The sequence below is a fragment of the Streptomyces sp. NPDC001406 genome (genome assembly GCF_042895285.1).
Lineage (GTDB): Bacteria > Actinomycetota > Actinomycetes > Streptomycetales > Streptomycetaceae > Streptomyces.
The window spans coordinates 97,565-120,788 of sequence record NZ_JBIAWG010000003.1; the positions used below are offsets into that span (position 1 = coordinate 97,565).

At 71.4% G+C, this 23,224-nt stretch carries 22 protein-coding genes and 2 pseudogenes; 10 read left to right on the top strand and 14 right to left on the bottom strand.

Annotated features, from left to right (window positions below; translation table 11 throughout):
- The first annotated feature begins 15 nt into the window (after positions 1 to 15).
- Genes ACFY1J_RS07785 through ACFY1J_RS07800 form a run of 4 tightly spaced genes read left to right on the top strand, consistent with a single transcriptional unit; the run spans position 16 to position 3,654 of the window.
- Entirely contained in the window at positions 16 to 822 is an 807-nt protein-coding gene (locus ACFY1J_RS07785) for a dihydrodipicolinate synthase family protein (RefSeq protein ID WP_390709259.1), read from the top strand.
- The gene (locus ACFY1J_RS07790) at positions 819 to 1,655 is read left to right on the top strand and encodes an iron-containing redox enzyme family protein (RefSeq protein WP_390730878.1); all 837 of its coding nucleotides are present in this window, start codon (positions 819 to 821) and stop codon (positions 1,653 to 1,655) included. Before ACFY1J_RS07785 ends, ACFY1J_RS07790 begins: the two co-directional genes overlap by 4 nt.
- Positions 1,652 to 2,947 (top strand): methyltransferase domain-containing protein, encoded by a 1,296-nt coding sequence (locus tag ACFY1J_RS07795; RefSeq protein ID WP_390709257.1) that lies wholly within the window; start codon positions 1,652 to 1,654, stop codon positions 2,945 to 2,947. The genes ACFY1J_RS07790 and ACFY1J_RS07795 overlap by 4 nt, the downstream gene beginning before the upstream one ends.
- Positions 2,944 to 3,654, top strand: a complete 711-nt coding sequence (locus ACFY1J_RS07800) for a DsbA family protein (protein WP_390709256.1) — start codon at positions 2,944 to 2,946, stop codon at positions 3,652 to 3,654. The genes ACFY1J_RS07795 and ACFY1J_RS07800 overlap by 4 nt, the downstream gene beginning before the upstream one ends.
- A gap of 213 nt (positions 3,655 to 3,867) precedes the next feature.
- Here the strand turns inward: ACFY1J_RS07800 and ACFY1J_RS07805 are convergent, their stop codons facing one another.
- On the bottom strand, positions 3,868 to 4,125 hold the full coding sequence (locus tag ACFY1J_RS07805) for a hypothetical protein (protein WP_363298809.1): 258 nt from the start codon (positions 4,123 to 4,125) through the stop codon (positions 3,868 to 3,870).
- Between the two features lie 311 nt (positions 4,126 to 4,436).
- On the opposite strand from ACFY1J_RS07805, the gene ACFY1J_RS07810 reads away from it, so the two are divergent.
- The gene (locus tag ACFY1J_RS07810; protein WP_390709255.1) at positions 4,437 to 4,703 is read left to right on the top strand and encodes a hypothetical protein; all 267 of its coding nucleotides are present in this window, start codon (positions 4,437 to 4,439) and stop codon (positions 4,701 to 4,703) included.
- A 115-nt stretch (positions 4,704 to 4,818) separates the two neighbouring features.
- Here the strand turns inward: ACFY1J_RS07810 and glnA are convergent, their stop codons facing one another.
- Complete coding sequence (gene glnA, locus ACFY1J_RS07815; RefSeq protein ID WP_390709254.1) at positions 4,819 to 6,228, bottom strand: type I glutamate--ammonia ligase; 1,410 nt, start codon at positions 6,226 to 6,228, stop codon at positions 4,819 to 4,821.
- 210 nt (positions 6,229 to 6,438) lie between these two features.
- Between glnA and ACFY1J_RS07820 the strand changes: the two genes are divergently transcribed.
- Complete coding sequence (locus tag ACFY1J_RS07820) at positions 6,439 to 6,906, top strand: RDD family protein (protein WP_390709253.1); 468 nt, start codon at positions 6,439 to 6,441, stop codon at positions 6,904 to 6,906.
- 255 nt (positions 6,907 to 7,161) lie between these two features.
- Here the strand turns inward: ACFY1J_RS07820 and ACFY1J_RS07825 are convergent, their stop codons facing one another.
- The 4 genes from ACFY1J_RS07825 to lipB form a co-directional block, all read right to left on the bottom strand.
- On the bottom strand, positions 7,162 to 7,860 hold the full coding sequence (locus ACFY1J_RS07825; RefSeq protein WP_390709252.1) for a DUF4191 domain-containing protein: 699 nt from the start codon (positions 7,858 to 7,860) through the stop codon (positions 7,162 to 7,164).
- 59 nt (positions 7,861 to 7,919) lie between these two features.
- Positions 7,920 to 8,117, bottom strand: coding sequence for a hypothetical protein (locus ACFY1J_RS07830; RefSeq protein ID WP_263207964.1), 198 nt, complete (start codon positions 8,115 to 8,117; stop codon positions 7,920 to 7,922).
- A 271-nt stretch (positions 8,118 to 8,388) separates the two neighbouring features.
- A complete protein-coding gene (lipA, locus tag ACFY1J_RS07835) occupies positions 8,389 to 9,354 on the bottom strand; it encodes a lipoyl synthase (RefSeq protein ID WP_390709251.1) in 966 nt (321 codons plus the stop codon).
- 134 nt (positions 9,355 to 9,488) lie between these two features.
- The gene (gene lipB, locus ACFY1J_RS07840) at positions 9,489 to 10,286 is read right to left on the bottom strand and encodes a lipoyl(octanoyl) transferase LipB (protein WP_390730879.1); all 798 of its coding nucleotides are present in this window, start codon (positions 10,284 to 10,286) and stop codon (positions 9,489 to 9,491) included.
- Positions 10,287 to 10,525: 239 nt separating this feature from the next.
- Here lipB and ACFY1J_RS07845 point away from each other — a divergent pair, with 239 nt between their 5' ends.
- Positions 10,526 to 11,962 carry a regulator gene (locus ACFY1J_RS07845; RefSeq protein ID WP_390709249.1) on the top strand — a complete coding sequence of 479 codons (1,437 nt, stop codon included), beginning with the start codon at positions 10,526 to 10,528 and terminating at the stop codon, positions 11,960 to 11,962.
- Positions 11,963 to 11,969: 7 nt separating this feature from the next.
- Here ACFY1J_RS07845 and ACFY1J_RS07850 read toward each other — a convergent pair whose 3' ends face one another.
- Positions 11,970 to 13,325: an NAD(P)/FAD-dependent oxidoreductase gene (locus ACFY1J_RS07850; RefSeq protein ID WP_390709248.1), complete on the bottom strand. Its 1,356-nt coding sequence runs from the start codon at positions 13,323 to 13,325 to the stop codon at positions 11,970 to 11,972.
- A 161-nt stretch (positions 13,326 to 13,486) separates the two neighbouring features.
- A complete protein-coding gene (locus ACFY1J_RS07855; RefSeq protein ID WP_390730880.1) occupies positions 13,487 to 14,386 on the bottom strand; it encodes a TIGR01777 family oxidoreductase in 900 nt (299 codons plus the stop codon).
- A 37-nt stretch (positions 14,387 to 14,423) separates the two neighbouring features.
- On the opposite strand from ACFY1J_RS07855, the gene ACFY1J_RS07860 reads away from it, so the two are divergent.
- The gene (locus tag ACFY1J_RS07860) at positions 14,424 to 14,912 is read left to right on the top strand and encodes a GNAT family N-acetyltransferase (protein ID WP_390730881.1); all 489 of its coding nucleotides are present in this window, start codon (positions 14,424 to 14,426) and stop codon (positions 14,910 to 14,912) included.
- 33 nt (positions 14,913 to 14,945) lie between these two features.
- Here the strand turns inward: ACFY1J_RS07860 and ACFY1J_RS07865 are convergent, their stop codons facing one another.
- A complete protein-coding gene (locus ACFY1J_RS07865; RefSeq protein ID WP_390709245.1) occupies positions 14,946 to 16,139 on the bottom strand; it encodes a MarP family serine protease in 1,194 nt (397 codons plus the stop codon).
- A gap of 187 nt (positions 16,140 to 16,326) precedes the next feature.
- On the opposite strand from ACFY1J_RS07865, the gene ACFY1J_RS07870 reads away from it, so the two are divergent.
- Positions 16,327 to 17,175, top strand: coding sequence for a peptidoglycan recognition protein (locus ACFY1J_RS07870; RefSeq protein WP_390730882.1), 849 nt, complete (start codon positions 16,327 to 16,329; stop codon positions 17,173 to 17,175).
- Positions 17,172 to 17,363, top strand: a complete 192-nt coding sequence (locus ACFY1J_RS07875; protein WP_390731022.1) for a hypothetical protein — start codon at positions 17,172 to 17,174, stop codon at positions 17,361 to 17,363. The genes ACFY1J_RS07870 and ACFY1J_RS07875 overlap by 4 nt, the downstream gene beginning before the upstream one ends.
- A 29-nt stretch (positions 17,364 to 17,392) precedes the next feature.
- On the opposite strand, the gene ACFY1J_RS07880 is transcribed toward ACFY1J_RS07875, so the two are convergent.
- The 5 genes and pseudogenes from ACFY1J_RS07880 to ACFY1J_RS07900 form a co-directional block, all read right to left on the bottom strand.
- On the bottom strand, positions 17,393 to 17,911 hold the full coding sequence (locus tag ACFY1J_RS07880) for a DUF4240 domain-containing protein (protein ID WP_390709349.1): 519 nt from the start codon (positions 17,909 to 17,911) through the stop codon (positions 17,393 to 17,395).
- Positions 17,912 to 17,967: 56 nt separating this feature from the next.
- Positions 17,968 to 18,384, bottom strand: a pseudogene (locus tag ACFY1J_RS07885) (WYL domain-containing protein); the annotation flags it as partial.
- 507 nt (positions 18,385 to 18,891) lie between these two features.
- Positions 18,892 to 19,452, bottom strand: a pseudogene (locus ACFY1J_RS07890) (helix-turn-helix transcriptional regulator); the annotation flags it as partial.
- Between the two features lie 80 nt (positions 19,453 to 19,532).
- Entirely contained in the window at positions 19,533 to 22,235 is a 2,703-nt protein-coding gene (aceE, locus tag ACFY1J_RS07895) for a pyruvate dehydrogenase (acetyl-transferring), homodimeric type (RefSeq protein ID WP_390730883.1), read from the bottom strand.
- A 293-nt stretch (positions 22,236 to 22,528) separates the two neighbouring features.
- Positions 22,529 to 23,152: a GntR family transcriptional regulator gene (locus ACFY1J_RS07900; RefSeq protein ID WP_390730884.1), complete on the bottom strand. Its 624-nt coding sequence runs from the start codon at positions 23,150 to 23,152 to the stop codon at positions 22,529 to 22,531.
- Positions 23,153 to 23,224: the final 72 nt, after the last annotated feature.

Below are 23,224 nucleotides of genomic sequence, written 5' to 3' on the forward strand. Positions count from 1 at the left end.
AAAGGAGACCGCACGGTGATCGGGGGACTGGTCGTCGCACTGGTCACCCCCGTCACGGACACGGGGGATGTGTCCGAGGACGGGGTGGCCCGGCTGGTCGCGACGCTGCGGCCGCACGCCGATGCCCTGCTACCGGCGCTCAGCACCGGTGAGGGCACCCGGCTGACGGACCGCCAGTGGCGGACGATGGTCGCGGCGACCGTCCGGTACGCCGACGGGCTGCCGGTGTTCGCGGGCATCCTGCGGCCCACCACGGCCGAGGTCGCCGCCCGCGCCCGTACCGCCGAGGAACTCGGCGCCGCCGCGGTCGTGGCGACCACGCCGTACGGGCCCGGTGTGCGCCAGGAGGACATGGTCCGCCACTTCACGGACCTCACCCGGGCCACCGCCCTGCCCGTGATCGTCTACCACGAGTCCTGGGTCTCGGGAAACGCACTCGACCGGGACACCCTGCTGCGGATCTGCGCACTGCCCGGCATCGCCGCGGTCAAGGACTCGGCGGGCGACCCCCGCGCCACCCGGGAACTGATCGCGGCCCACCCCGGCGTGCCCGTACTCCAGGGGCTGGAACACCTGCTCCTGGAGTGCGGGCCGCTCGACGGCTGCGTCGTCGCCCTTGGCAACGTCGAACCCGGGCTGTGCCGGGCCCTGCTCGGTGAGCCGAGCGCCGCGGACGCCGTCCGGCTGACCGAGGCGTGCGCCCGCTACGGGCTCGACCGCGACGACTGGTACCTGACCCTCAAGACCGAACTGCACCGACGCGGAGTCCTGGAAACCGCCCGGGAGGTCCCGGAGCCCATGGACAAGGAGGTCCCGCGGTGAATGTCACCGCACACCCCACCGACAGCCCGCACAAGCGGCTGTTCCTGCTCAACCGCGCCCGGCCCACCGCCGGGACGGTCGCGCGCATCGAGGAGCTCGAAGCGGACTGGATCGGCCCGCTGCTGGCCCGCCTCACCGAGCGCACCGAACCCCTCGCCGCCCGCGCCGAGTGGCTCACGTGCCTGGACGAACTGCTCACGCACGAGCGCGCGGGCAGCCCGGCCGGCAGCTATCTCGCCGAGAAGGCCACCCGCGAGGAATTCACCCACGTCGTCCGGGAGTTCGCGCTCGACGGACTCACCGAGGCACAGAACTTCTTCCCCGCGATACCCCGGCTGCCGCTGCGCGCCCAGATGGCCGTGATGCGCGTCCTCATCGACGAGTTCGGCTGCGGCAACCAGCGCCAGGCCCACTCCCAGCTCTATCTCGACCTGCTCGCCGAACTCGGCCTGCCCCAGGACCTGGAGAGCTTCCTCGACACCACCGGAGAGGGGACCTACCAGTTCCTCAACGTCTTCTACTGGCTCACCCAGCGCGCCGAGGACATCGCCTACTTCCTCGGCGCCCTCGCCTACCTGGAGGCCAGCATCCCCGACGCCTTCAGAGTCCAGGCCCGCGCCTGCGAACGCCTCGGCATCGCGAACGGCCGCTACTACACCGAGCATCTGCACATCGACACCTTCCACATGCGGGAGATGCAGCTGGCCATCAAGGAGTGCGAAGCGGCCGGCGGCATCGATCCCACCCGGCTGTGGATCGGCGCCCAGCTGCTGTCCGAGCTGATCGGCGGCGCCTTCGAGGCGGCCGTGAACCGGGCCCGGGAGGCGGTATGAGCGACGCGGTGCTCGAAGAACTCCCCGGCGACCGCGTCCTGGTCAAGGTCGCGGGCCGCGAGTTCGAGATCGACGCGGCGTGCCCGCACCGGCTGGGCCGCCTGGTCCACGGCTACGTCAACCCACGCACCCTGCGCATCACCTGCCCCCTGCACCGCAGCAGCTTCGACCTGGCCACCGGCTGTCCGGTGACCGGCCCCGCCGAGACGTCCCTCACCGTCCACCGGGCCGGTGTCCTCGGCCAGGACTACCGTCCCGAGCAGGTGTGGCTGCCGGCCTCCGAGCGGCTCCTCGACTGGGACGACGGCTTCCACGACCTGATGCTCGGCGACCGGCTGCGCATGACCGCGTACCGCACCGCGATCGCCGAGGCGGTACGACCCGGCGCGACCGTGCTCGACCTCGGCACCGGCACCGGCATCCTGGCCCGCTGGGCGCTTCAGGCCGGCGCCGCCCGGGTCTACGGCATCGACCTCAACGAGAAGATCCTCGCCACCGCGGCCGACCGGCTCGCCGCCGCCGGCTTCGGCGACCGTTTCCACCCGCTGCCCGGCATCTCCTTCGACCTGGAGCTGCCCGAACCCGTCGACCTCGTCGTCTCCGAGATCATGGGCAACCTCGCCGACAACGAGAACTGCGTCGCCATCCTCGACGACGCCCGCCGGCGCTTCCTGCGCCCCGGCGGGGCCATGCTGCCGCGCGCGGTCGAGAGCTATCTCGTCCCCGTGGCCGCCGAGCGGGCCCATGCCCAGCTGCGCGACGGCGCGCCCCAGGACGCCGACAGCCGCGCGGGCTTCGCCGAACTGCTGCGCCGCCGGGGCGCGCGCAACCCGTTCGACCTCTACTACGACACGGTCGTCCCGGCCGCCGCCCGGCTCGCCGCACCCCGGCTGCTGCGTCGCTACGACTTCCGGAACGGCGCCGGGCACCCGGCCGAGTACAGCGTGCCGCTCGTCCACACCGTCCAGCGCGACGGCGTGTTCACCGGCTTCCAGGGCTACTTCGTCGCCGACCTGTCGGACACCGTCGCCCTGGACATCTCCGGCGACGACATCGGCGCGGACGACCCGGGGGCCCGTACGACCTCCGACAGCTGGAAGCACGCCTACCTGCCGGTCGCCGAGCCGGTCGCGGTACGGCGCGGCGACCGGATCGCCGTCACCGTCAGCCGGAGTGTGCCGACGGGGGAGGACTCCTTCGGGCAGGTCTACCGGTGGCGGGGCGGTGTCGTCTCCGGCGAGGTCACCATCGCCCGCTTCGACCAGCGGACCCGGCCCGAGGAGACCTCGTGAGTGACGATCCGCGGCTGCCCGCGACCCCGAGCACGATCGCCGTCTTCACCGACCTGAACTGCTCGTTCGCCCATGTCGCGGTGCACCGGCTGCACGAGACGCGGCACCGGCTGGGCCTCGTGGGACGCATCCGGTTCGACTTCCGGGCCTTCCCGCTGGAGCTGTTCAACCGTGAGGTCAACGCCCGGCCCGGCGTCGACTCCGAGATCTCGGTGCTCGGCGCGGTGGAACCGGACGCCGGCTGGCGCCTGTGGCAGGGCCCCGACTGGGCGTACCCGGTCACCATGCTCCCCGCCCACGAGGCGGTGCAGGCGGCCAAGGCGCAGAGCTGGGAGGCGAGCGAACGCCTCGACCGCGCCCTGCGCCGCGCCTTCTGGGCCGAGGGCCGGTGCATCTCGCTGCGCCACGTCATCCTCGACATCGCCGGGCGGACGGGCGCGGTCGACGTCGGCGATCTGGCCGCGGCCCTGGACACCGGGTCGTCCCGCGCGGCCGTGATGGCCCAGTACGACACGGCCCGCGACGACCGCGTCACCTGCAGCCCGCACATCTTCCTGCACGACGGCACGAACAGCGCCAACCCCGGAATCGAGGCCCACTGGCTGGGCGGCGATTTCGGGGCCGGCTACCCGGTGATCGACAAGGACCGCCCGGAGATCTACGAGGATCTCCTCACACATGCGGCGTCCCTGCTCCGGGCGACGTGACGAAGCGGGGCGATATCGACGCAGGGTGATCGGCGGTCACTCCCAGGAGCCGCCGGCCTGCGCGGCCGACCTCGTGATCTCCGCGCCGGCGCGGGCCGCGCGGGCCGATCGCTGCCGCCGCTTCACCGTCACACCGCGCGATCGCGCAGTCGCTCACCCGGCTCCCTCGACAGAGAGCGGGCGCGAGCTGTGACCGTCCCCTCCGGTGCGGATCTAGTACGGAGCCCGCATCTGGGCGTACCCGAGCAGGACTATCACCGCGGCGACGCAGCCGAGGACTATCGCAGTGGACACCCATGACGAGCGGCGGGGCCCCACCGGGTCCGGGTCGGCGCGGAACGGTGCCGGGTCCGGGGGGTTTTCCTTCCAGCGGGCGGCGAGCATCCGGGCCCGGGCGGAGGGCTCCTTGTGCTCGGCGGAATTCGCCCAGCGGTGATCGAACTCCCGCTCCCAGTCGTCCTGTTCAGTCATCCCCGTTCAACCTCTCTCGTCCGAAAGAACCAAGGAGGATGATCCCCCGAGTGTAGGAAGCCTGGGAAGCGCGGAAGGTTGCCCAGGATGCCGAGTGGACGGCGGACCACTAGCATCTGAAGGTGAGAGAGCCGCAGTGCGGGGTACGCCCTACGCCGGCGTAATCCCTGCTCACCAGGGAAAACCGACAGCGCTGCTCCTGGTAGACCAGGCGGCCAGACCTACGACCGCGCCGAACTTTTACCTCTGAGGTCGCGGCCATCCGATTCGTGCTTCACATACCGCACGAGGGGTGGAAGGAAGGTACGTCCATGAAAGCACAGCGTGCTAGGCGTCTCGTGGCGGCGTCCGCCGTCGGTGTGCTGCTGGCCGGCGGCACCACCATCGCCACAGCAGGAACGGCCTCGGCCGCCACTCCGACCCAGGTCACGACCAACCGCGGCTGCTTCAACGGCGGCTGGTGGAACAACTGTGGCTTCGGCTTCGGCAACTTCGGTGGCTTCGGTGGCTTCGGCTTCAACAACGGGTTCAACAACGGGTTCAACACCGGCGGCGTCGTGGTGATCCTGGTCGGCTGACGAAGGCGGTGTGACACACACAAGCACCCCAGCGCACGACTGAGGGCCGCCACCTGCAGTGTTGCAGGTGGCGGCCCTCAGCCAGTTACTCGGGCGTCGCTACGGACAGACGTCTTTACACGTCGAAGTAGAGCTCGAACTCGTGCGGGTGCGGACGCAGCTGCAGCGGAGCGATCTCGTTCGCGCGCTTGAAGTCGATCCACGTCTCGATCAGGTCGGACGTGAACACGTCACCGGCGAGCAGGAACTCGTGGTCGCGCTCCAGCGAGTCGAGAACGGCCGGGAGCGAGGTCGGGACCTGCGCGACGTTCGCGTGCTCCTCGGGAGCCAGCTCGTAGAGGTCCTTGTCGATCGGCTCGGCCGGCTCGATCTTGTTCTTGATGCCGTCGAGGCCCGCGAGGAGGAGGGCCGAGAAGGCGAGGTACGGGTTGCCGGAGGAGTCGGGCGCGCGGAACTCGACGCGCTTGGCCTTCGGGTTGGAGCCCGTGATCGGGATACGCATCGCGGCGGAGCGGTTGCGCTGCGAGTACACCAGGTTGATCGGCGCCTCGAAGCCCGGGACCAGACGGTGGTAGGAGTTCACCGTCGGGTTGGTGAAGGCCAGCAGCGACGGGGCGTGCCTGAGGATGCCGCCGATGTAGTAGCGGGCGGTGTCCGACAGGCCCGCGTAACCGGCCTCGTCGTAGAACAGCGGGTCGCCGCCCGCCCACAGCGACTGGTGCACGTGCATGCCCGAGCCGTTGTCACCGAAGATCGGCTTCGGCATGAAGGTCGCCGTCTTGCCGTTGCGCCAGGCGACGTTCTTCACGATGTACTTGAAGAGCTGGAGGTCGTCGGCGGCCGCGAGCAGCGTGTTGAACTTGTAGTTGATCTCGGCCTGGCCGGCGGTGCCCACCTCGTGGTGCTGGCGCTCGACCTTCAGGCCGGCCGCCTCCAGCTCCAGGGAGATCTCGGCGCGCAGGTCGGCGAAGTGGTCGACCGGCGGGACCGGGAAGTAGCCGCCCTTGTAGCGGACCTTGTAACCACGGTTGTCCTCGAGGGCACCGGTGTTCCAGGCGCCGGCCTCGGAGTCGATGTGGTAGAAGGACTCGTTCGCGCTGGTGGCGAAGCGGACGGAGTCGAAGACGTAGAACTCGGCCTCGGGACCGAAGTACGCGGTGTCGGCGATACCGGTGGAGGCGAGGTAGGCCTCGGCCTTCTTCGCCACGTTGCGCGGGTCACGGGAGTACTGCTCGCCCGTGATCGGGTCGTGGATGAAGAAGTTGATGTTGAGGGTCTTGTCGCGGCGGAACGGGTCGACCCGGGCGGTCGACAGGTCCGCGCGCAGCGCCATGTCGGACTCGTGAATGGCCTGGAAGCCACGGATCGAGGATCCGTCGAAGGCGAGTTCCTCGTCCGGGTCGAACGCCTCGACGGGCACGGTGAAGTGCTGCATGACGCCCGGCAGGTCGCAGAAACGGACGTCGATGAACTTGACGTCCTCGTCCGCGATGAACTTCTTGGCCTCGTCGGCGTTCTGGAACATCCAGCTCCTCCTACTCCCGACCGTCCTCGCCGGGGTGGTAGTTCGTTCGTGCGGCCAGTGCGGTGGCACACGCTGTCCCCGACCCTAGGGACGGGTGATTTCTCGGGCGTGACCCATTTGTTTCGCAGAAGTTAACCGGCTTCGGTTCCACGGTAGCCCCGACACACCCCGCCGTGCCCCGGGCATTCGAGCGGGCAGTACCGTGGACGGGTGGACAACAGGCAAGCAATGGGATCGTGGCTTTCCGGGCCGCGCGCGGCCATGGAAGACGCCGGTGCCGATTTCGGATACCGCGGCGAACAGCTCGGTCTGCCCGAGGAGGGGCCGGGTTCGATCGCGCGCCCGGGGCGCCGACTGGGGGCGCTGGCCGTGGACTGGGGCCTGTGCCTCTTGATCGCATACGGCTTGATCACCGACAGCTATAACAAGGCGGCGCAGGTCTGGGCGCCGCTCATCCTGCTCGTGCTGCTGGTCCTCACCCTCGGCACGGTCGGCTCCACGCCGGGCAAGCGGCTGTTCGGGCTGCGGGTCGTCGCCCTGGACACGGGCCGGGTGAACCCGCTGCGCGCGCTGCTGCGCACGGTCCTGTTCTTCCTCGCCGTCCCGGCGCTCGTCTGGGACCGCGACGGCCGCGGTCTGCACGACCGGCTGGCCGGGACGGTCGAGGTCCGTATCTAGGCGGTGTCGTTTGGATCAGGCCGGCCGTGACGAACGGTGCGGTCTGGCGGAGCGTCGGCGAGTGACGACAACGCGGCAGATGTGCGTGCCAGGGCCCGCGACGCCGGGATGATCCAAACGACACCCCCCTGGCGGCTTTCCAGCGGCCGTACGACGACTCTCCACCAGCGGCCCCGCGGCGACGCTCCAGCGGCCGTACGACGAAGGGGGCGCCCGGTGATTCCGGGCGCCCCCTTCGTCGTACCTCTGGGAGAGTCAGCGGGCCTTGCCGCCCTTGGGCATCCGCATGCCCTTGGGCATCGGGCCCTTCGGCAGCGGCATGTTGCTCATCAGGTCGCCCATGGCGCGCAGCCGGTCGTTGGTGGTGGTGACCTGCGGGCCGGTCAGGACGCGCGGGTACTTCAGCATGGTCGTGCGCAGCTTCTTCAGTTCGACCTGGCCCTCGCCCGTGCCGACGATCACGTCGTGCACCGGGACGTCCGCCACGATGCGGGCCATCTTCTTCTTCTCGGCGGCGAGCAGGCTCTTCACCCGGTTCGGGTTGCCCTCGGCGACCAGCACGATGCCGGCCTTGCCGACCGCGCGGTGCACCACGTCCTGGCTGCGGTTCATCGCGACCGCGGGGGTCGTCGTCCAGCCCCGGCCGATGTTGTCGAGCACGGCCGCGGCGGCACCCGGCTGGCCCTCCATCTGCCCGAACGCGGCCCGCTCGGCCCGGCGGCCGAACACGATCGCCGCCGCGAGGAACGCGAGCAGCAGGCCCAGGATGCCCAGATAGAGGGGGTGACCGATCAAGAAGCCGATCGCGAGGAGGACACCGAAGGTGCCGACGCCAACAGCCGCGAGCACAAGACCGATCTTCTTGTCGGCCTTACGGGTCATCTTGTACGTAAGGGCGATCTGCTTCAGTCGCCCTGGGTTCGCAGCGTCCGCTGCGGTTTCCTTCCTCGCCATGCCACGAAGTCTACGTGGCCCCGGGAGTGCCCACGACGGCAGTGCCCGGAGCGGGGGCGTCAGGGGCGGGTGGCCGCCTGCTCCAGGACGCGCTGCGCCTCGACCCGGTCCTTGGCGCGACGGCGGTCCTCCAGGACCGAGGTCCAGGCATTGCGGCGGGCGGTGCGCTGGCCGCCGCTCATGAGCAGGGACTCGACGGCACGGAGTGCGTCGGTGAAGGTCGGGATGGCGGTGGCGCGAACGGGCGCGGCCTGCATGGTGGAGGTCCCCCTCGACGGCGTCGGGTACGGGTGTACGTGGCGTGATACCAGGGTCACTGATTGGTGTTACCAGGGTGTGACTGACCGGTCAAACGCCAATGAAGCCTTGATGGGGCGGGGGTGGAGTGAATACGCGGCCCTGACGGCGCCCCCATCTGCGAGGACTGTCAGGACCGCGCGTTCTCGGTCGCTACTGGCCGGTAATTTCTTGTGCGGGAATTCACACGGTTGTCCCGCACTCGTACGGAGCAACGATGGTGACGATCTGTCAGACGGCCTGGGTGGCGACGTAGGTGCCACGCTTCTCTATGGCCATCTGGTACAGACGCCCGGCGCGGTACGAGGACCGGACCAGCGGGCCGGACATCACACCGGAGAAGCCGATCTGCTCGGCCTCCTCCTTCAGCTCCACGAACTCCTGCGGCTTGACCCAGCGGTCGACCGGGTGGTGACGCACGGACGGGCGCAGGTACTGCGTGATGGTGATCAGCTCGCACCCGGCCTCGTGCAGCTGCTTCAGCGCGTCGCTGATCTCCTCGCGGGTCTCGCCCATGCCGAGGATGAGGTTCGACTTGGTGACGAGGCCGTAGTCGCGGGCGTCGGTGAGGACCTTCAGGGAGCGGTCGTAGCGGAAGCCGGGGCGGATCCGCTTGAAGATCCGGGGAACCGTTTCGAGGTTGTGCGCGAAGACCTCGGGCCGGGTGGAGAAGACCTCTTCGAGGTGCTCCGGGACGGCGTTGAAGTCGGGAGCGAGGAGCTCGACCTTGGTCCGCCCGGCCGCGCGCTCCGCGGTCTGCTGGTGGATCTGGCGCACGGTCTCGGCGTACAGCCAGGCGCCGCCGTCCTCCAGGTCGTCGCGGGCGACGCCGGTGACGGTGGCGTAGTTCAGGTCCATGGTGACCACGGACTCGCCGACGCGGCGCGGCTCGTCACGGTCGAGGGCCTTGGGCCTGCCGGTGTCGATCTGGCAGAAGTCGCAGCGCCGGGTGCACTGGTCGCCGCCGATGAGGAAGGTCGCCTCGCGGTCCTCCCAGCATTCGTAGATGTTCGGGCAGCCGGCTTCCTGGCAGACCGTGTGCAGACCCTCGCTCTTCACGAGCTTCTGCATCTCCGTGTACGCGGGACCCATTTTCGCCCGCGTCTTGATCCACTCGGGCTTGCGCTCGATGGGGGTCTCGCTGTTGCGGGCCTCCAGGCGCAGCAACTTGCGTCCGTCGGGTGAGACTGCGGACACGACCGGCTCCCTGCTGATTGCTTTGAGTAGTCTTCGATTCTTCGGCGTACACCAGCGTACGCCCGTGGTTGTTGGGCCTATCCCGTGAGGCCAACCTCACCTCGACGGGGTCCATTCCCGAGGTCGGACGGGGGTCAGGCGGTCGCCTCCTCGATCACCCGCGGCTTCAGGTCGGCATTTTCGAGGATGTCCTTCAGATGCCGCTCGACCGTCGGCAGGATCTCCTCGACCGTGATCTCCCGGCCCAGTTCGCTCGCGAGGGAGGTGACCCCGGCGTCCCGGATGCCGCACGGGATGATCCGGTCGAACCAGGCGTTGTCCGGGTTCACGTTGAAGGAGAAGCCGTGCATCGTGACGCCCTTGGCGACGCGGATGCCGATCGCGGCGATCTTGCGGTCCTCGCGGCGCTGCCCCGCGTTGGAGGGGGCGTACTCCGGGCCGTTCAGCCTCGGGTCGAACTCCTCGTCGGTCAGCCGCGGGTCGAAGTCCAGGGAGAGTCCGCCGAGCGCCGGCCGATGCTCGACGGGGTCTCCGAGCACCCACACGCCGCTGCGGCCCTCGACCCGGGTGCTCTCGACGCCGAACTCGGCGCAGGTGCGGATCAGTGCCTCCTCCAGACGCCGTACGTGCGCGACCACGTCCACCGGGCGGGGGAGCTTCTGGATCGGGTAGCCGACCAGCTGACCGGGGCCGTGCCAGGTGATCTTGCCGCCGCGGTCCACGTCGATGACCGGGGTGCCGTCGAGCGGCCGCTCGCTGTCCTCGGTGCGGCGGCCCGCCGTGTAGACCGGCGGGTGTTCGAGCAGCAGGACGGTGTCGGGCACCTCGTCGGCGAACCGCGCCGCGTGCACCCGGCGCTGCTCGTCCCAGGCCTTCTGGTACTCGACGGCCTGTGCGCCGAACCCCATGCGGACGAACCGCAACTCACTCACGGCAAGCGCCTCCCTCGGCGACGGGTGTGTCAGGCATGTAATGCGCCCAAGCCACTGTACGACCGGTCCGCTTACGTCAGCCCAGGGGGCAATCCTCACACGATCGGATGAATGAACTACAAAGTGTGCGACTGGCTGCTCACTCTCCGCTACATTCGCGCCGTTCATGAGGCCATAAGGGCTGCTCACAGGCAATCCGGGCACTTCAACGGCCTGGAAGGCAGGAGACCGCACCGCAGATGACGGAACGACCCGCGCAGCGCACCCCCAATCGCCAGCTCGCCGCGCTCATCGCAGAAGCGGGATTCTCCAACGCAGGTCTGGCCCGTCGCGTCGACCAGCTCGGCCTCGAACACGGGCTGGATCTCAGATACGACAAGACATCCGTGACCCGGTGGCTGCGCGGACAGCAGCCCCGGGGCACCACGCCCGCGCTCATCGCCGAGGTCTTCACGCGCCGCCTCGGGCGCCGGCTCACGGCCCAGGATCTCGGCCTGGACGCCTGTGCGCCGGTGTACGCCGGGCTGGAGTTCGCGTCCACCCCCGAGGAGGCCGTCGACATCGTCAGCGGGCTGTGGCGCAAGGACTCCGGCAGCCATGCCGAGCTGCGCAAGATCGCCTTCACCCCGGCGGGGCTCGTCGTGCCCAGCCGGGACTGGCTGATCGGCCGGGCCGACGACCGGGTGGCCCGCGGCGAACCGCTGCCCAAGGTGCCTCCGCAGGGGCGGCCCGTCGTGCCGCGCCCGCGCGGCCAGGCCGAGCGAGGCCCCGGCCAGAAGGTCACCGGGGGCGACATCGCCGCGCTGCGCTCGGTCGGCGAGCTCTTCCGCACCCTCGACGACGCCTACGGCGGCGGCCACGCCCGCCAGGCCCTGGTGCGCTATCTGGAGCACGAGTGCGAGCCGATGCTGCGCGGCACCTACGGCGAGCAGACGGGCCGCCGGCTGTTCGCCGCGGCCGCCGATCTCACCCGGCTCGCCGGCTGGACGTCGTACGACATCGCCGCGCACGGACTCGCCCAGCGCTACTTCGTGCAGGCGCTGCGGCTCGCACAGGCGGCCGGGGACCGGACGTACGGCTCCTACGTCCTGGTCACCATGAGCCGCCAGGCCGTCTACCTCGGGCACGGCCGCGAGGCCGTCCAGCTGGCGCGGGTGGCGCAGCAGGGCGTGGGAACGACCGCCCCGCCCGTCGTGCAGGCACTGCTGCACTCGGCGGAGGCCCGCGCGCACGGCGTGCTCGGCGAGGTGCGGGCCTGCACCGGCGCGCTGGTCCGCGCCGAGCGCGCCCTGGAGGCGGCCCGGCCCGGGGACGAGGTGCCGTACTGGGCGCGGTTCTTCGACGAGGCGCAGCTCGCCGACGAGTTCGGGCACTGCCACCGCGACCTGCAGCAGTTCCGCGCCTCGGCGCAGCACGCGGAGCGCTCCCTGCAACTGCGCGCCCCGACGTTCGCCCGCAGCCGTCTGTTCTGCCGTGTCGTCCTCGCCACCGCCCGCCTCGGTCTCGGGGAGCTCGACCAGGCCTGCCTGCTGGGCGCGGAGGCGGCCGGGCAGGCGGTGGAGATGCGCTCGGTGCGGGCGATCGAGTACGTCAAGGACTTCGAGCGCCGTCTCGAGCCCTACAGGGACGCGGCACCGGTACGGGGCTACCGGGACAAGGTGGCGGCGCTCGGGTGACCGTCGGCTAGGCGGCGCGCTTCATCGCGGGCAGCGGGTCCGCCCGGTGCAGCGAGCCCGCCGCGCCCAGGTCCGCCAGGATCGCCGCCGCGGCCCGGTGGGCCGAGTGCAGGGCGCCCTGGACGGTGCTGGTGTCGCGGTGGTCGCCGCACACGTACAGGCCCGCCAGGAGCCGTACCGGGCGGCGTGGATCGTGCGGTGGGCGCATCGCCGGGACGGCCTCGGCGGTGTGGTGCACGGCGAGCGTCTCCCAGCGGCGGGTCGAGGTGCCGTACAGCCGGGACAGGTGCATCCGTACGGCCGTGTCGACGCCTTCCGGGGGAGTGCCCAGCACGGTCGACGAGACGAGCGCCCGGCCCGCGGGCGCGCGGCTCGGGTCGACGGCGCTGACCATCGCGGTGTGCGCGACGGGGCCGCCGCGGTCGGCGTCGAGCAGCAGTGAGGCGCCGGTGCCCAGGGGCTCGTCGGTCGTGTGGTGCACCACCGTCACCGGGTGGAAGTCCGGCACCCGCAGACCGGGCAGCAGCTCGGCCGCGGCCCGCGCGTCGGTGGCCAGCAGTACGGCACGGCAGCGGATCTCGCCGTGCTCGGCGGTGGTCACCGAGGTCGTGGAGACCGAGGTGGCCCGGACCCCCGTGTGCACGGTGCCGGGCGGCAGTGCGCGGGCGAGCAGCTCGGGCAGTGCCTCGGCGCCGCCCTCGGGCACGCTGAGCCGCCCGCTCGCGAAGGCGCGCAGCGCGAGGTCGGCGCACCGGCTGGACGTCCTCAGCTCCGGGTCGCACAGCAGGGCGGCGAGCAGCGGGCGCAGGAAGCCGTCGATCGTGCGGGCGGGCACCCCGCGGACGGCGAGCGCCTGTGCGGCGGGCAGTTCGGGGCGGGCCAGGATGCGCTCGACGGGCGTGGCGGCTATCCGGGCCAGCGCCACCCCGAGCCGGGCCTGGTCGACGGCGCCGCCCATGGGCGCGCCCGCGCGCGCGGGCGACGCGACCGCGCCCCTGGGAGCGCTCGCGAGGGCGCGCACCGCGTGGAGTGCGCCCCTTGCGCTCCCTCCGCCCGCCGGAGCGCCCGCGCGGTGCCGGCGTCCGTCGTGGTGCAGCAGGACGCCCGGGGCGAAGGGGCGCAGAACGAGGGCGTCGAGCCCTGGTGTCAGGCGTAGCTCGGGATAGGAGGTGGACAGGAGCTGTCCGATCCGGTCGAGCCGGAAGCCGTCGACCTTCTCCGTCGACATACGGCCGCCCACGTAGGGGGCGGCCTCCAGGACTGCGGTCGTGACGCCCGCGCTGGTCAGCCGATGAGCCGCCGACAGTCCGGCGATTCCGGCTCCCACGATGACGACGTCCGCCTGGTACACGGGCTCAAGCACGAGGCCCCTCCTCGATGTTGCGCGGCCGGTGGAGACGTGATGCCCCCAACTGGCTCCAGGGATACCCGAGTTCGGGTCGAGGTTAGGGCCGTGATCGGTCGAGGACAGTCGCGCACCGACAGAGCACGGTCGCACGACGGTCGCATACAGTCATTTCTCGGCTACGCCAGAGCCGCGCGGAGCGCGTCCTCGATCCCCGGGAAGGCGAACACGAAACCCGACTCCAACAGCCGTTTCGGCAGCACCCGTTGGCTGCCGAGCACATCTCCCGCCATCTCGCCCAGCACGGAGCGCAACACCGGTGCCGGGACCGGCAGGACGGCCGGCCGGTGCAGCACCCGCCCCATCGCCGCCGTGATCTCACGGTTGGTCAGGGGAGTCGGGGCAGTCAGGTTGACCGGCCCGGACAGGTCCTCGGTGTCGATGAGATGGCGGATCGCGGCCACCTCGTCGTGCAGCGCGATGAACGACCAGTACTGCCGCCCGTCCCCCATCCGCCCGCCGAGCCCCGCCTTGAACAGCGGGAACAGCCGCGCCCACGCACCGCCCTCACGGGCCACCACCAGCCCCGTACGGGCGAACACGGTCCGTACGCCCGCCTCCTCGGCCGGTGCCGCCGCCTCCTCCCACTCCACGCACAGGGAGGGCAGGAAACCGTCCCCGGGCGGCGCCGTCTCGTCCACGGCACGGTCCCCGGTGTCGCCGTAGACACCGATCGCGCTGCCGCTGACGAAGACACGCGGCGGCTCGTCCAGCACGGCGACCGCCTCCGCCAGCGCCGCCGTGCCGAGCACCCGGCTGTCCCTGATCCTCCGCTTGTACGCGTCCGTCCAGCGCCGGTCGCCGATGCCGGCGCCCGCGAGATCGACCACGACGTCACAGCCGACCAGCCCCGCCGTGTCCACGTACTGCCCCTCGGGGTCCCAGCAGACCTCCTCCGCGCCGCGGGCCGCACGGCGGACCAGCCGCACCACCTCGTGCCCGTCGGCGACCAGGGACCGCACCAGAGCGCTGCCGATGAGACCGGACGCGCCGGCCACCGCGATTCGCGAACGTTCCATGAACCCATCCTGCACTGCCACGTCTAAGGTGGCCGTCATGCCGGATCCGTACATACGCACCGCCCTGCCGGACGACGACGAGGAGTTGCGGCTCCTGGACCAGGCCACCTGGTCGTATCTGCACGCGGTGATGCCCGAGCCGCAGCCGCCCTACGACTCGTTCTTCAGCGAGCGCCACGCCCCCGACGACACGCTGGTCGCCGAGCTCGACCGGCGCATCGTCGGCTACATCCGCCTCGGCTTTTCGACCCCGCTCGCCTCGAACGCGCACGTACGGCAGATCCAGGGGCTGGCCGTCCACGACGACGCCCGCGGCAGGGGTGTCGGCCGCGCGCTGCTCCGGGCCGCCGTCGACGAGGCCCGCCGCCGCGGCGCCCGTCGCGTCACGCTGCGCGTCCTCGGGCACAACACCCCCGCCCGCAAGCTCTACGAGTCGGAGGGGTTCGTGGTCGAGGGCGTGCTGCCGGAGGAGTTCCTGCTGGCGGGGGAGTACGTGGACGACGTGTTCATGGGGCGCTCCCTCTGACCGTGCTGACCGTGCCGGCCCCGCTGCCGACCGCTACGAAGTGACCAGGTCCCCCGTGCCCACCGGCGCCGTCGCCGTGGCCGCGCGCCGCGCGTCGGGGGCCACCTCGTTCGCCGTCAGGACGTAGCCCGTCTCGTCGTCGGAGGTGGAGCGGGCGAAGACCACGCCGTACACCCGGCCGTCCGTGGTCAGCAGCGGCCCGCCGGAGTTGCCGGGGCGGACCGTCGAGCGGATCGAGTAGATCTCGCGGGTCACCGTGGCGTCGTTGTAGATGGTGCGGCCGTTCGCCCGCACCCGGTTCGCCACGGTCGCCGCCTGCAGATTCAGATCGCCGTCCTGCGGATAGCCCGCGACCACCGCCGAGTCCCCGCGCCCGGCATGGTCGTCGAACCGCAGCACGGGCGCACGGAGCCCGGGAACGTACAGCACCGCCACGTCCCGGTTCGGGTCGAAGAGCACCACCCGGGCCTCGTACGACCGCCCGACACCGCCGATCCGCACGCTCGGGCGGTCGATGCCGGCCACCACGTGGGCGTTGGTCATCACATGCTCGCGCGCGTACACGAAGCCGCTGCCCTCGCGGCCCTGGTTGCCGGCGGCGCCCTCGATCTTCACCGTGCTCGTCCTCGCGGCCTCGGTGGCGCGCGCCGTGACGCTGTCGCCGGAGGGCTTGGCGACTTCCGCCGTCGACTCGTTCTCGAACGGGTTGAAGACCTGCGGGAAGCCCGCCTCCGTGAGCGCGGACGTGGCGCGCGAGAACCACGAGGGCGTGGTGTCCGGCATCGCGTTCTGCACCGCACCCAGCAGCGCCGAGTCCCGTATCGCCGTCGTCACCACCGGGGACGAGGAGGCGCCCAGCACGCTCGCGGCCACCCAGGCCACGATCAGCACCGCGAGCGAGTTGGCCGCCGCCCCGCCTATCCCGTCCGCCACTCGCAGCCCGTCCCGGCCCGTACGGTCCAGTTCACGCCGCAGCCGCAGCGCGAGGCGCCCCGCCAGCTCGTGTCCCACCACCGCCGGGACCAGCACCGTCAGTACCGCGGTCACCGTGGCCGCCGTCGACCCCCGCGTGACCAGGTTCATCATCCACGGCAGCACCCACACCCCGAGCACCGCGCCGCCCACGAACCCGGCCAGCGACATGCATCCGGCCAGCAGTCCGCGCCGGTAGCCGGACCCCGCGTACACGAGGATCATCAGCGCAAGGAGGAGGTCGAGCAGGTCCACGGAGCCGCCTTTCTCTCGGAACCCCTAGTACGGGCGGGACGGGCCCAGTGATCAGTCGGGCGTGCGTGACTCGGGAACCGGCCACGCACGCATGTACCTCCAAAAACGCCTCGGACCGGGACGATGGTTCCACCAGGTGGCACACCACACATCGCGGACGGAGTGGATCACACCCACAGTGGAGCCCATGCGTTTCCTGCGAAGAACGCCTGGGCCGGGAAGGTGGCACGCCGTGCGCCTGCCCGGCCCCGTCCTGGTGCTGCTCGGCTGTCTGCCCGGCCTCGCCGCCGTCCTCGCCCTGGCACTGGCCGTGCGCGGCCCCGATCGGCCGGTCGCCCCGGCCCGGCCCGCACAGCCCGCGGCGGCCAGCCCGGCCCCGGCGCCGCACTCGGCGGCCAGGCCCCGCATCGTGCCGCGGGATGTCTGGCTGGACGGCAGCACGGCGCCCAGGCAGCCGCCCCCGCGGTACGACGACAAGGTCCTCGCGGTCTTCGTCCATCACACCGACTCGCCCAACGGCTACGACTGCGCCGACGCGCCCCGCATCATCCGTCACCTCTACGCGGGCCAGACCGGCGCCCGCAGCTGGGACGACATCGGCTACAACTTCCTCGTCGACCGCTGCGGCACGATCTACGAGGGCCGCGCGGGCGGTGTCGGGCGGGCCGTCACCGGCGCCCACGCCCAGGGCTTCAACCACCGCACCACGGGCATCGCGGCCATCGGCACCTTCACCTCGGGGGTGACCGTGCCGCGGGCGATGACCGACGCGATCGCCGCCGTCGCCGCCTGGAAGCTCGGCTCCGCCGGCATCGACCCGCGCAGCCGGGTACGGCTGGTCTCCAGCAACGGCCTCAGCCGTTACGAGGCCGGCACCACCGCCACCCTCCCCGCGCTCGCGGGCCACAACGACGGGTACATGACGAGCTGCCCGGGAGCGGCCCTGGCCGCGCGGCTCCCGGAGATGCGGGAGAAGGCGGCCCGCCTGCAGGGCAGGACACTCACAGCCGCACTCACCCCCACAGCCACGTCATAGGCGGCCCGCAGGTCCCTCAGATCCCCGCGTCCTACTGCGCGGTCGCGACGGTGATCCTCGGCCCGGCCGCGGTCACCGCATCCGCCCTCGACCAGGCCAACAAGGCACCCCTGCACCACGCGGTGCGGGCCGACCGGGCGCAGGCCTACATCCCGTCGGACACCGGCCGGCGGCGGACCGCGGCCTGACGCTCACCCCGGGGGGAACTCACTCCCGCTCACTCCCTGAACCGGTCCCACAGCTTGGGGTAGCGCTCCGCGAGCACCCGCTCGCTCTCGAAGTCGACGGGCGCCCCCTCCGGTTCGGAGGGCGCGGGCGCGAGGCCCAGGTCCGGGGCGACGGTACCGGTGAGCTGTTCGTACGCCTCGTCCGCGGCGTAGCCCAGTTCCTCGCCGTCCCCGTCGATCTCCTCGTCGAACTCGCCGAGCAGGTCGGCCAGCGCGTCCGGGTCGTGCAGGGCGCCCTCGAAGACGTCCCGGCCCTGACCGATCAGCCAGCAGCGGAAGAAGTCGAAGGCGTCGTCGCTGGCACCGTCGAGCAGCACCCAGGCCGCGCCCCACAGGTCCCAGCGGTAGGCCCTGTTGTAGCGGGACTCGAAGTGACGGGCGAAGTCCAGGACCGACTCCGGGTCCAGCTGGAGCAGCCGCTCCACGAGCAGGTCGGCCTGCTCCTCCGGGTCGCCCTCGGCGGCCTCGCGGGCGGCGTCCACCAGCTCCCAGAACTCCGACTCTTCCATCACGGGTCCAGCATCGGGCCTGAGCGGGTGGGGCGCACGTGGAGTGCGGCGGATTGTTATCGGCCGTAGAGCTCCGCCACGCGCGCCGCGTCCCGGGCGAACCGCTCCCGCAGGCCGGCCGGTGCCAGCACCTCCACTTCCGGACCGAGCGCCATGAGCTGGGAGTGCGCGACCTCCTCGGACTCCACCGGCAGCGTCGCGGTCACCCACCCCTCGCCGTCCGCCTCGTCCGCGCTGTGCAGCGCCTCGCGCGCGGACACGGGATCGACGACATACGCCAGCCTGCGCACACCCCGAGCGGACAGCCGTACGACGACCTCGTCCCGCAGGATCGCCCGCGCAAACCCCTCGGCCTGCGCCGCCCAGAAACCGGGCAGATCGAACGCGTCGTCCCGCACGAAGCGGGTGCCGTGATCGGCGACGGCGGTGATCCGGTCGATCCGATAGGTCCGAAAGCCACCGACGCCAGGCACCCCACTACGCCCCGTGCTGCCGCTCGCGCCGCCGCTCCGGATACTGCCCGCTTCCGGCGCGGCGGAGAAGCCGTGGAGCCCCTCCGCGTCACGCGGGCTGCCCGCGTTGCTGGTGTCGCCCGCTTCATCCGGGCCGTTTGCGTTGCCCGCGTTGCCGAGATGGTCTGCGGGGCCTGCGCTGCCTGCGTCGCCTGGGGCGTTCGAGTCACGCAAGCCGCCCGCGTTGCCCAGGCCGTCCGGACTGCTCGCGTTGCGCGGGCCGTCCGCGCAGCCCGCACTGCCTGCATCGCCCGGGCCGCCCGTGTCGCCCAAGCCATCCAGACCGCTGGCATTGCGCGGGCCGTCCGCGTCGCCGGCGTCGCCGAGGCGGTCCGCTTCGCCCGCGCCGCCCGCATCGCTCAGGCCGCCTGCGCCGCCCGCATCGCTCAAGCCGCCCGCGCCGCCCGCCCCGCGCACCCCCATCGCCCCGCGCATCCCGGTCTCGCTGTCCGCCGTGTCCGACGGCAGAACCCGTGCGCACAGGTACCAGACGCCTGCCTTCAGTACGAGGCCGTAGGGCTCTACGGTTCGTTCCACCTCCCGTTCGCCGCGGCGGTAGTGGGCGGTGAGGCAGCGGTCGTCCCAGACCGCCTCCGCGATCGTGGGGAGCAGCGTGGGTGTCCGTGGTTCGCGGAACCAGGCGGGTGCGTCCAGATGGAAGCGTTGGGATACCGTGCGGGGCGCGTCGCGCAGGGAGGGGAGGAGGGCGGCCGACACCTTCAGCCGGGCCGCCGAGGCGGCGTCCTCCAGGCCCAACTCCCGCAGCGCGCCCGGCACTCCGCTCAGGAACAGCGCCTCCGCCTCGCTCCGGGCGAGCCCGGTCAGCCGGGTTCGGTATCCGCCGATCAGCCGGTAGCCGCCGGCCCGGCCCCGGTCCGCGTACACCGGCACGCCCGCCTCCGACAGCGCCTGCGCGTCCCGTGTCACCGTCCGCTCCGACACCTCCAGCTCGCGGGCGAGTTCGGCGGCGGTCATGGAGGGGCGGGACTGGAGCAGCAGCACCATCTTGATCAGGCGGGCAGCGCGCATACCGTCATGATGCCCGGTCCCAGTGACAGCGAGGGGGCGCGGCAGATGGATGCCGTGCCCCCTCGCACCACGACGGGGACCTACAGCCCGTACTTCTCGCGGGCTTCCTTCACCGCGGCCGCCTTGACCTCGCCCCGCTTCGCGAGCTGGGCCAGGGCCGCGACGACGATCGACTGGGCGTCGACGCCGAAGTGGCGGCGGGCGGCCACACGGGTGTCCGACAGGCCGAAGCCGTCGGCGCCCAGCGAGGACCAGTCCTGCTCGACCCACTGCGCGATCTGGTCCGGGACCTGGCGCATGTAGTCGGAGACCGCGAGCACCGGGCCCTCGGCGCCGTGCAGGGCCTGCCGGACGTACGGCACCCGCTCCTCGCCGCGCAGCAGGGCGGCGTCCGCCTGCAGCGCGTCGCGGCGCAGCTCGGTCCAGGAGGTCGCGGACCACACGTCGGCCGCGACACCCCAGTCCTCGGCGAGCAGCCGCTGCGCCTCCAGCGCCCAGTGGATCGCCGTGCCGGAGCCCAGCAGCTGGATGCGGGGGGCGTTGGCCACGGGGGACAGGCCCGCCGACTCCGCCGTGTTGAAGCGGTACAGGCCCTTGAGGATGCCCTCGTCGATGCCGACGCCGGACGGCTTCGCGGGCTGCGGCAGCGGCTCGTTGTAGACGGTCAGGTAGTAGAAGACGTTCGGGTCCTCGCCCGGCGCCGTCTCGCCGTACATCCGGCGCAGGCCGTCCTTGACGATCGTCGCGATCTCGTACGCGAACGCCGGGTCGTACGACAGCGCCGCCGGGTTCGTCGCCGCGATCACCGGCGAGTGGCCGTCGGCGTGCTGCAGGCCCTCGCCCGTCAGCGTCGTACGGCCCGCCGTCGCCCCGACCAGGAAGCCGCGGCCGAGCTGGTCGCCGAGCTGCCACATCTGGTCGGCCGTGCGCTGCCAGCCGAACATCGAGTAGAAGATGTAGAAGGGGATCATCGCCTCGCCGTGCGTCGCGTACGCGGTCGACGCGGCGATGAAGTCGGCCATCGAACCGGCCTCGGTGATCCCCTCGTTGAGGATCTGGCCGTTCTTGGCCTCCTTGTAGTACATCAGCTGGTCACGATCGACCGGCTCGTACGTCTGGCCCTTGGGGGAGTAGATCCCGAGGGACGGGAACAGCGACTCCATACCGAAGGTGCGCGCCTCGTCGGGGACGATCGGCACCCAGCGCTTTCCGGTCTCCTTGTCGCGGACCAGGTCCTTGATCAGGCGGACGAAGGCCATGGTGGTGGCCACGTTCTGGGAGCCGGAGCCCTTGTCGAAGGAGGCGAACGCCTTCTCGGCCGGGGCCGGCAGCGGGGCGAGCGGGTGGACCCGGCGGGCCGGGGCCGGGCCGCCGAGGGCCGCGCGGCGCTCCTGGAGGTAGCGGACCTCGGGGGAGTCGGCGCCCGGGTGGCCGTAGGGGACCACGCCGTCGGCGAATTGCGCGTCGGAGATCGGCAGCTCCAGCAGGTCGCGCATCGTCTTGAACTCGTCCACCGCCAGCTTCTTCATCTGGTGGTTGGCGTTCTTCGACGCGAAGCCCTGGCCGAGGGTGTGGCCCTTGACCGTCTGGGCCAGGATCACGGTCGGCGCGCCCTTGTGCTCGACGGCTGCCTTGTACGCGGCATACACCTTGCGGGGCTCGTGACCACCGCGGGAGAGGTGGAAGCACTCCAGGATCTTGTCGTCGCTCAGCAGCTTCGCCATCTCGACGAGCGCCGGGTCGGCGCCGAAGAAGTCCTGGCGGATGTAGGCGGCGTCGCGGGTCTGGTACGTCTGGACCTGGGCGTCCGGCACCTGGCGCAGCCGGCGTACGAGCGCGCCGGTGGTGTCGAGCGCGAACAGTTCGTCCCAGGCGCTGCCCCACAGGCTCTTGACGACGTTCCAGCCGGCGCCGCGGAACTGGGCCTCCAGCTCCTGCACGATCTTGAAGTTGGCGCGGACCGGGCCGTCGAGACGCTGCAGGTTGCAGTTGATGACGAAGGTGAGGTTGTCCAGCTCCTCACGCGCGGCGAGCGCGAGGGCCGCGGTCGACTCGGGCTCGTCCATCTCGCCGTCGCCGAGGAAGGCCCAGACGTGGGACGCGGAAAGGTCCTTGATGCCGCGGTTGGTGAGGTAGCGGTTGAAGCGCGCCTGGTAGATGGCGGAGAGCGGGCCGAGGCCCATCGACACCGTCGGGAACTCCCACAGCCAGGGCAGCCGGCGCGGGTGCGGGTACGACGGCAGGCCGTTGCCGCCGGCCTCCTGGCGGAAGTTGTCGAGGCGCGCCTCGTCCAGGCGGCCGTCGAGGAAGGCGCGGGCGTAGATGCCGGGGGAGGCGTGGCCCTGGATGTAGAGCTGGTCGCCGGAGCCGTCGGCCTCCTTGCCCTTGAAGAAGTGGTTGAAGCCGGTCTCGTACAGCCAGGCCGCGGAGGCGAAGGTGGCGATGTGGCCGCCGACGCCGTGCTTGCTGCCGCGGGTCACCATCGCGGCCGCGTTCCAGCGGTTCCACGCGGTGATCCTGCGCTCCATCTCCTCGTCACCGGGCACGGGCGGCTCGGCGGCGGTGGGGATGGTGTTGACGTAGTCGGTCTCGGTCAGCCTGGGCAGCGAGATGCCGTTGCCCTCCGCGCGCTCCAGTGTGCGGCGCATCAGATACGCGGCACGGTGCGGCCCGGCTTCCCTGGCCACGGCGTCCAGTGAGGCCCGCCATTCGGCGGTCTCCTCCGGGTCGCGGTCCGGGAGCTGGTCGAGCTCGCTCGGCTGGATGGCGTAGGGGTCGGTCATGTCGCCGCCTTCCTCAGTCGAAGGGGGTTCCCTCATCGGTAAGGGTTCGGGGTGCCCTTGGTCTTTGGCAGGACAGGGCGTGGACTCGGGTGCGGTGTCGATGTGCGACTCCGTCGCGTGCCCGTCGGCGACTGTAACTCGCTGATCGATGATCGATCAAAGGGTTGCGGGGCAAAACTTCTTGATTTCGAGAAAGTCGGCACCCGGTGCCTTCATCGATGGCACCGGGTGACGTGGAATCGCCTTGTTTTCGCAGGTGGGGCGGCGTATGAGCGGGGGCGCGCTCTCCTGAATCAAGCGCGCGGCGCGCAGCCGAGGACGTGCGCCTTCACCAGCTCCGCGATCTGCGGATCCCGGCGCTTGAAGGCCTGCACCAGCTCCTCGTGCTCCTCCGCGTACGACTGCTGGACCGTGCCCAGCCAGCGGATGGACAGCGCCGTGAAGACCTCGATGCCGAGCCCTTCCCAGGTGTGCAGCAGCACCGAGTTGTCCGCCGCGCGCACGAGCTCGCGGTGGAAGCCGACCGTGTGCCGGACCTGGGCGGTGCCGTCGGCGGTGCGGTCCGCCTCGTACAGGGCCAGCACATGAGGCTCCAGCGCCGAGCAGTCCACGGCGAGACGCTCGGCCGCCAGCTCCGCCGCGATCGCCTCCAGGCCGGCCCGAACGGGGTAGCTCTCCTCCAGGTCGGCCGCCGTCAGGTTCCGCACCCGTACGCCCTTGTTCGGCGCGGACTCGATCAGCCGGAGCGACTCCAGCTCGCGCAGCGCCTCCCGCACCGGGGTCTGGCTGACCTCCAGCTCGGTCGCGATCCGCCGCTCCACGATCCGCTCGCCCGGCTTCCAGCGACCGCTCACGATTCCCTCCACGATGTGCTCGCGGATCTGTTCGCGCAGCGAGTGGATGACGGGCGCGGTCATGAGGGCTCCTTAGGGAGGGGCCACAGGCCCCCGGGGCGTTTGACGTTTAGACAATAAGGCCGGACCGCCTTC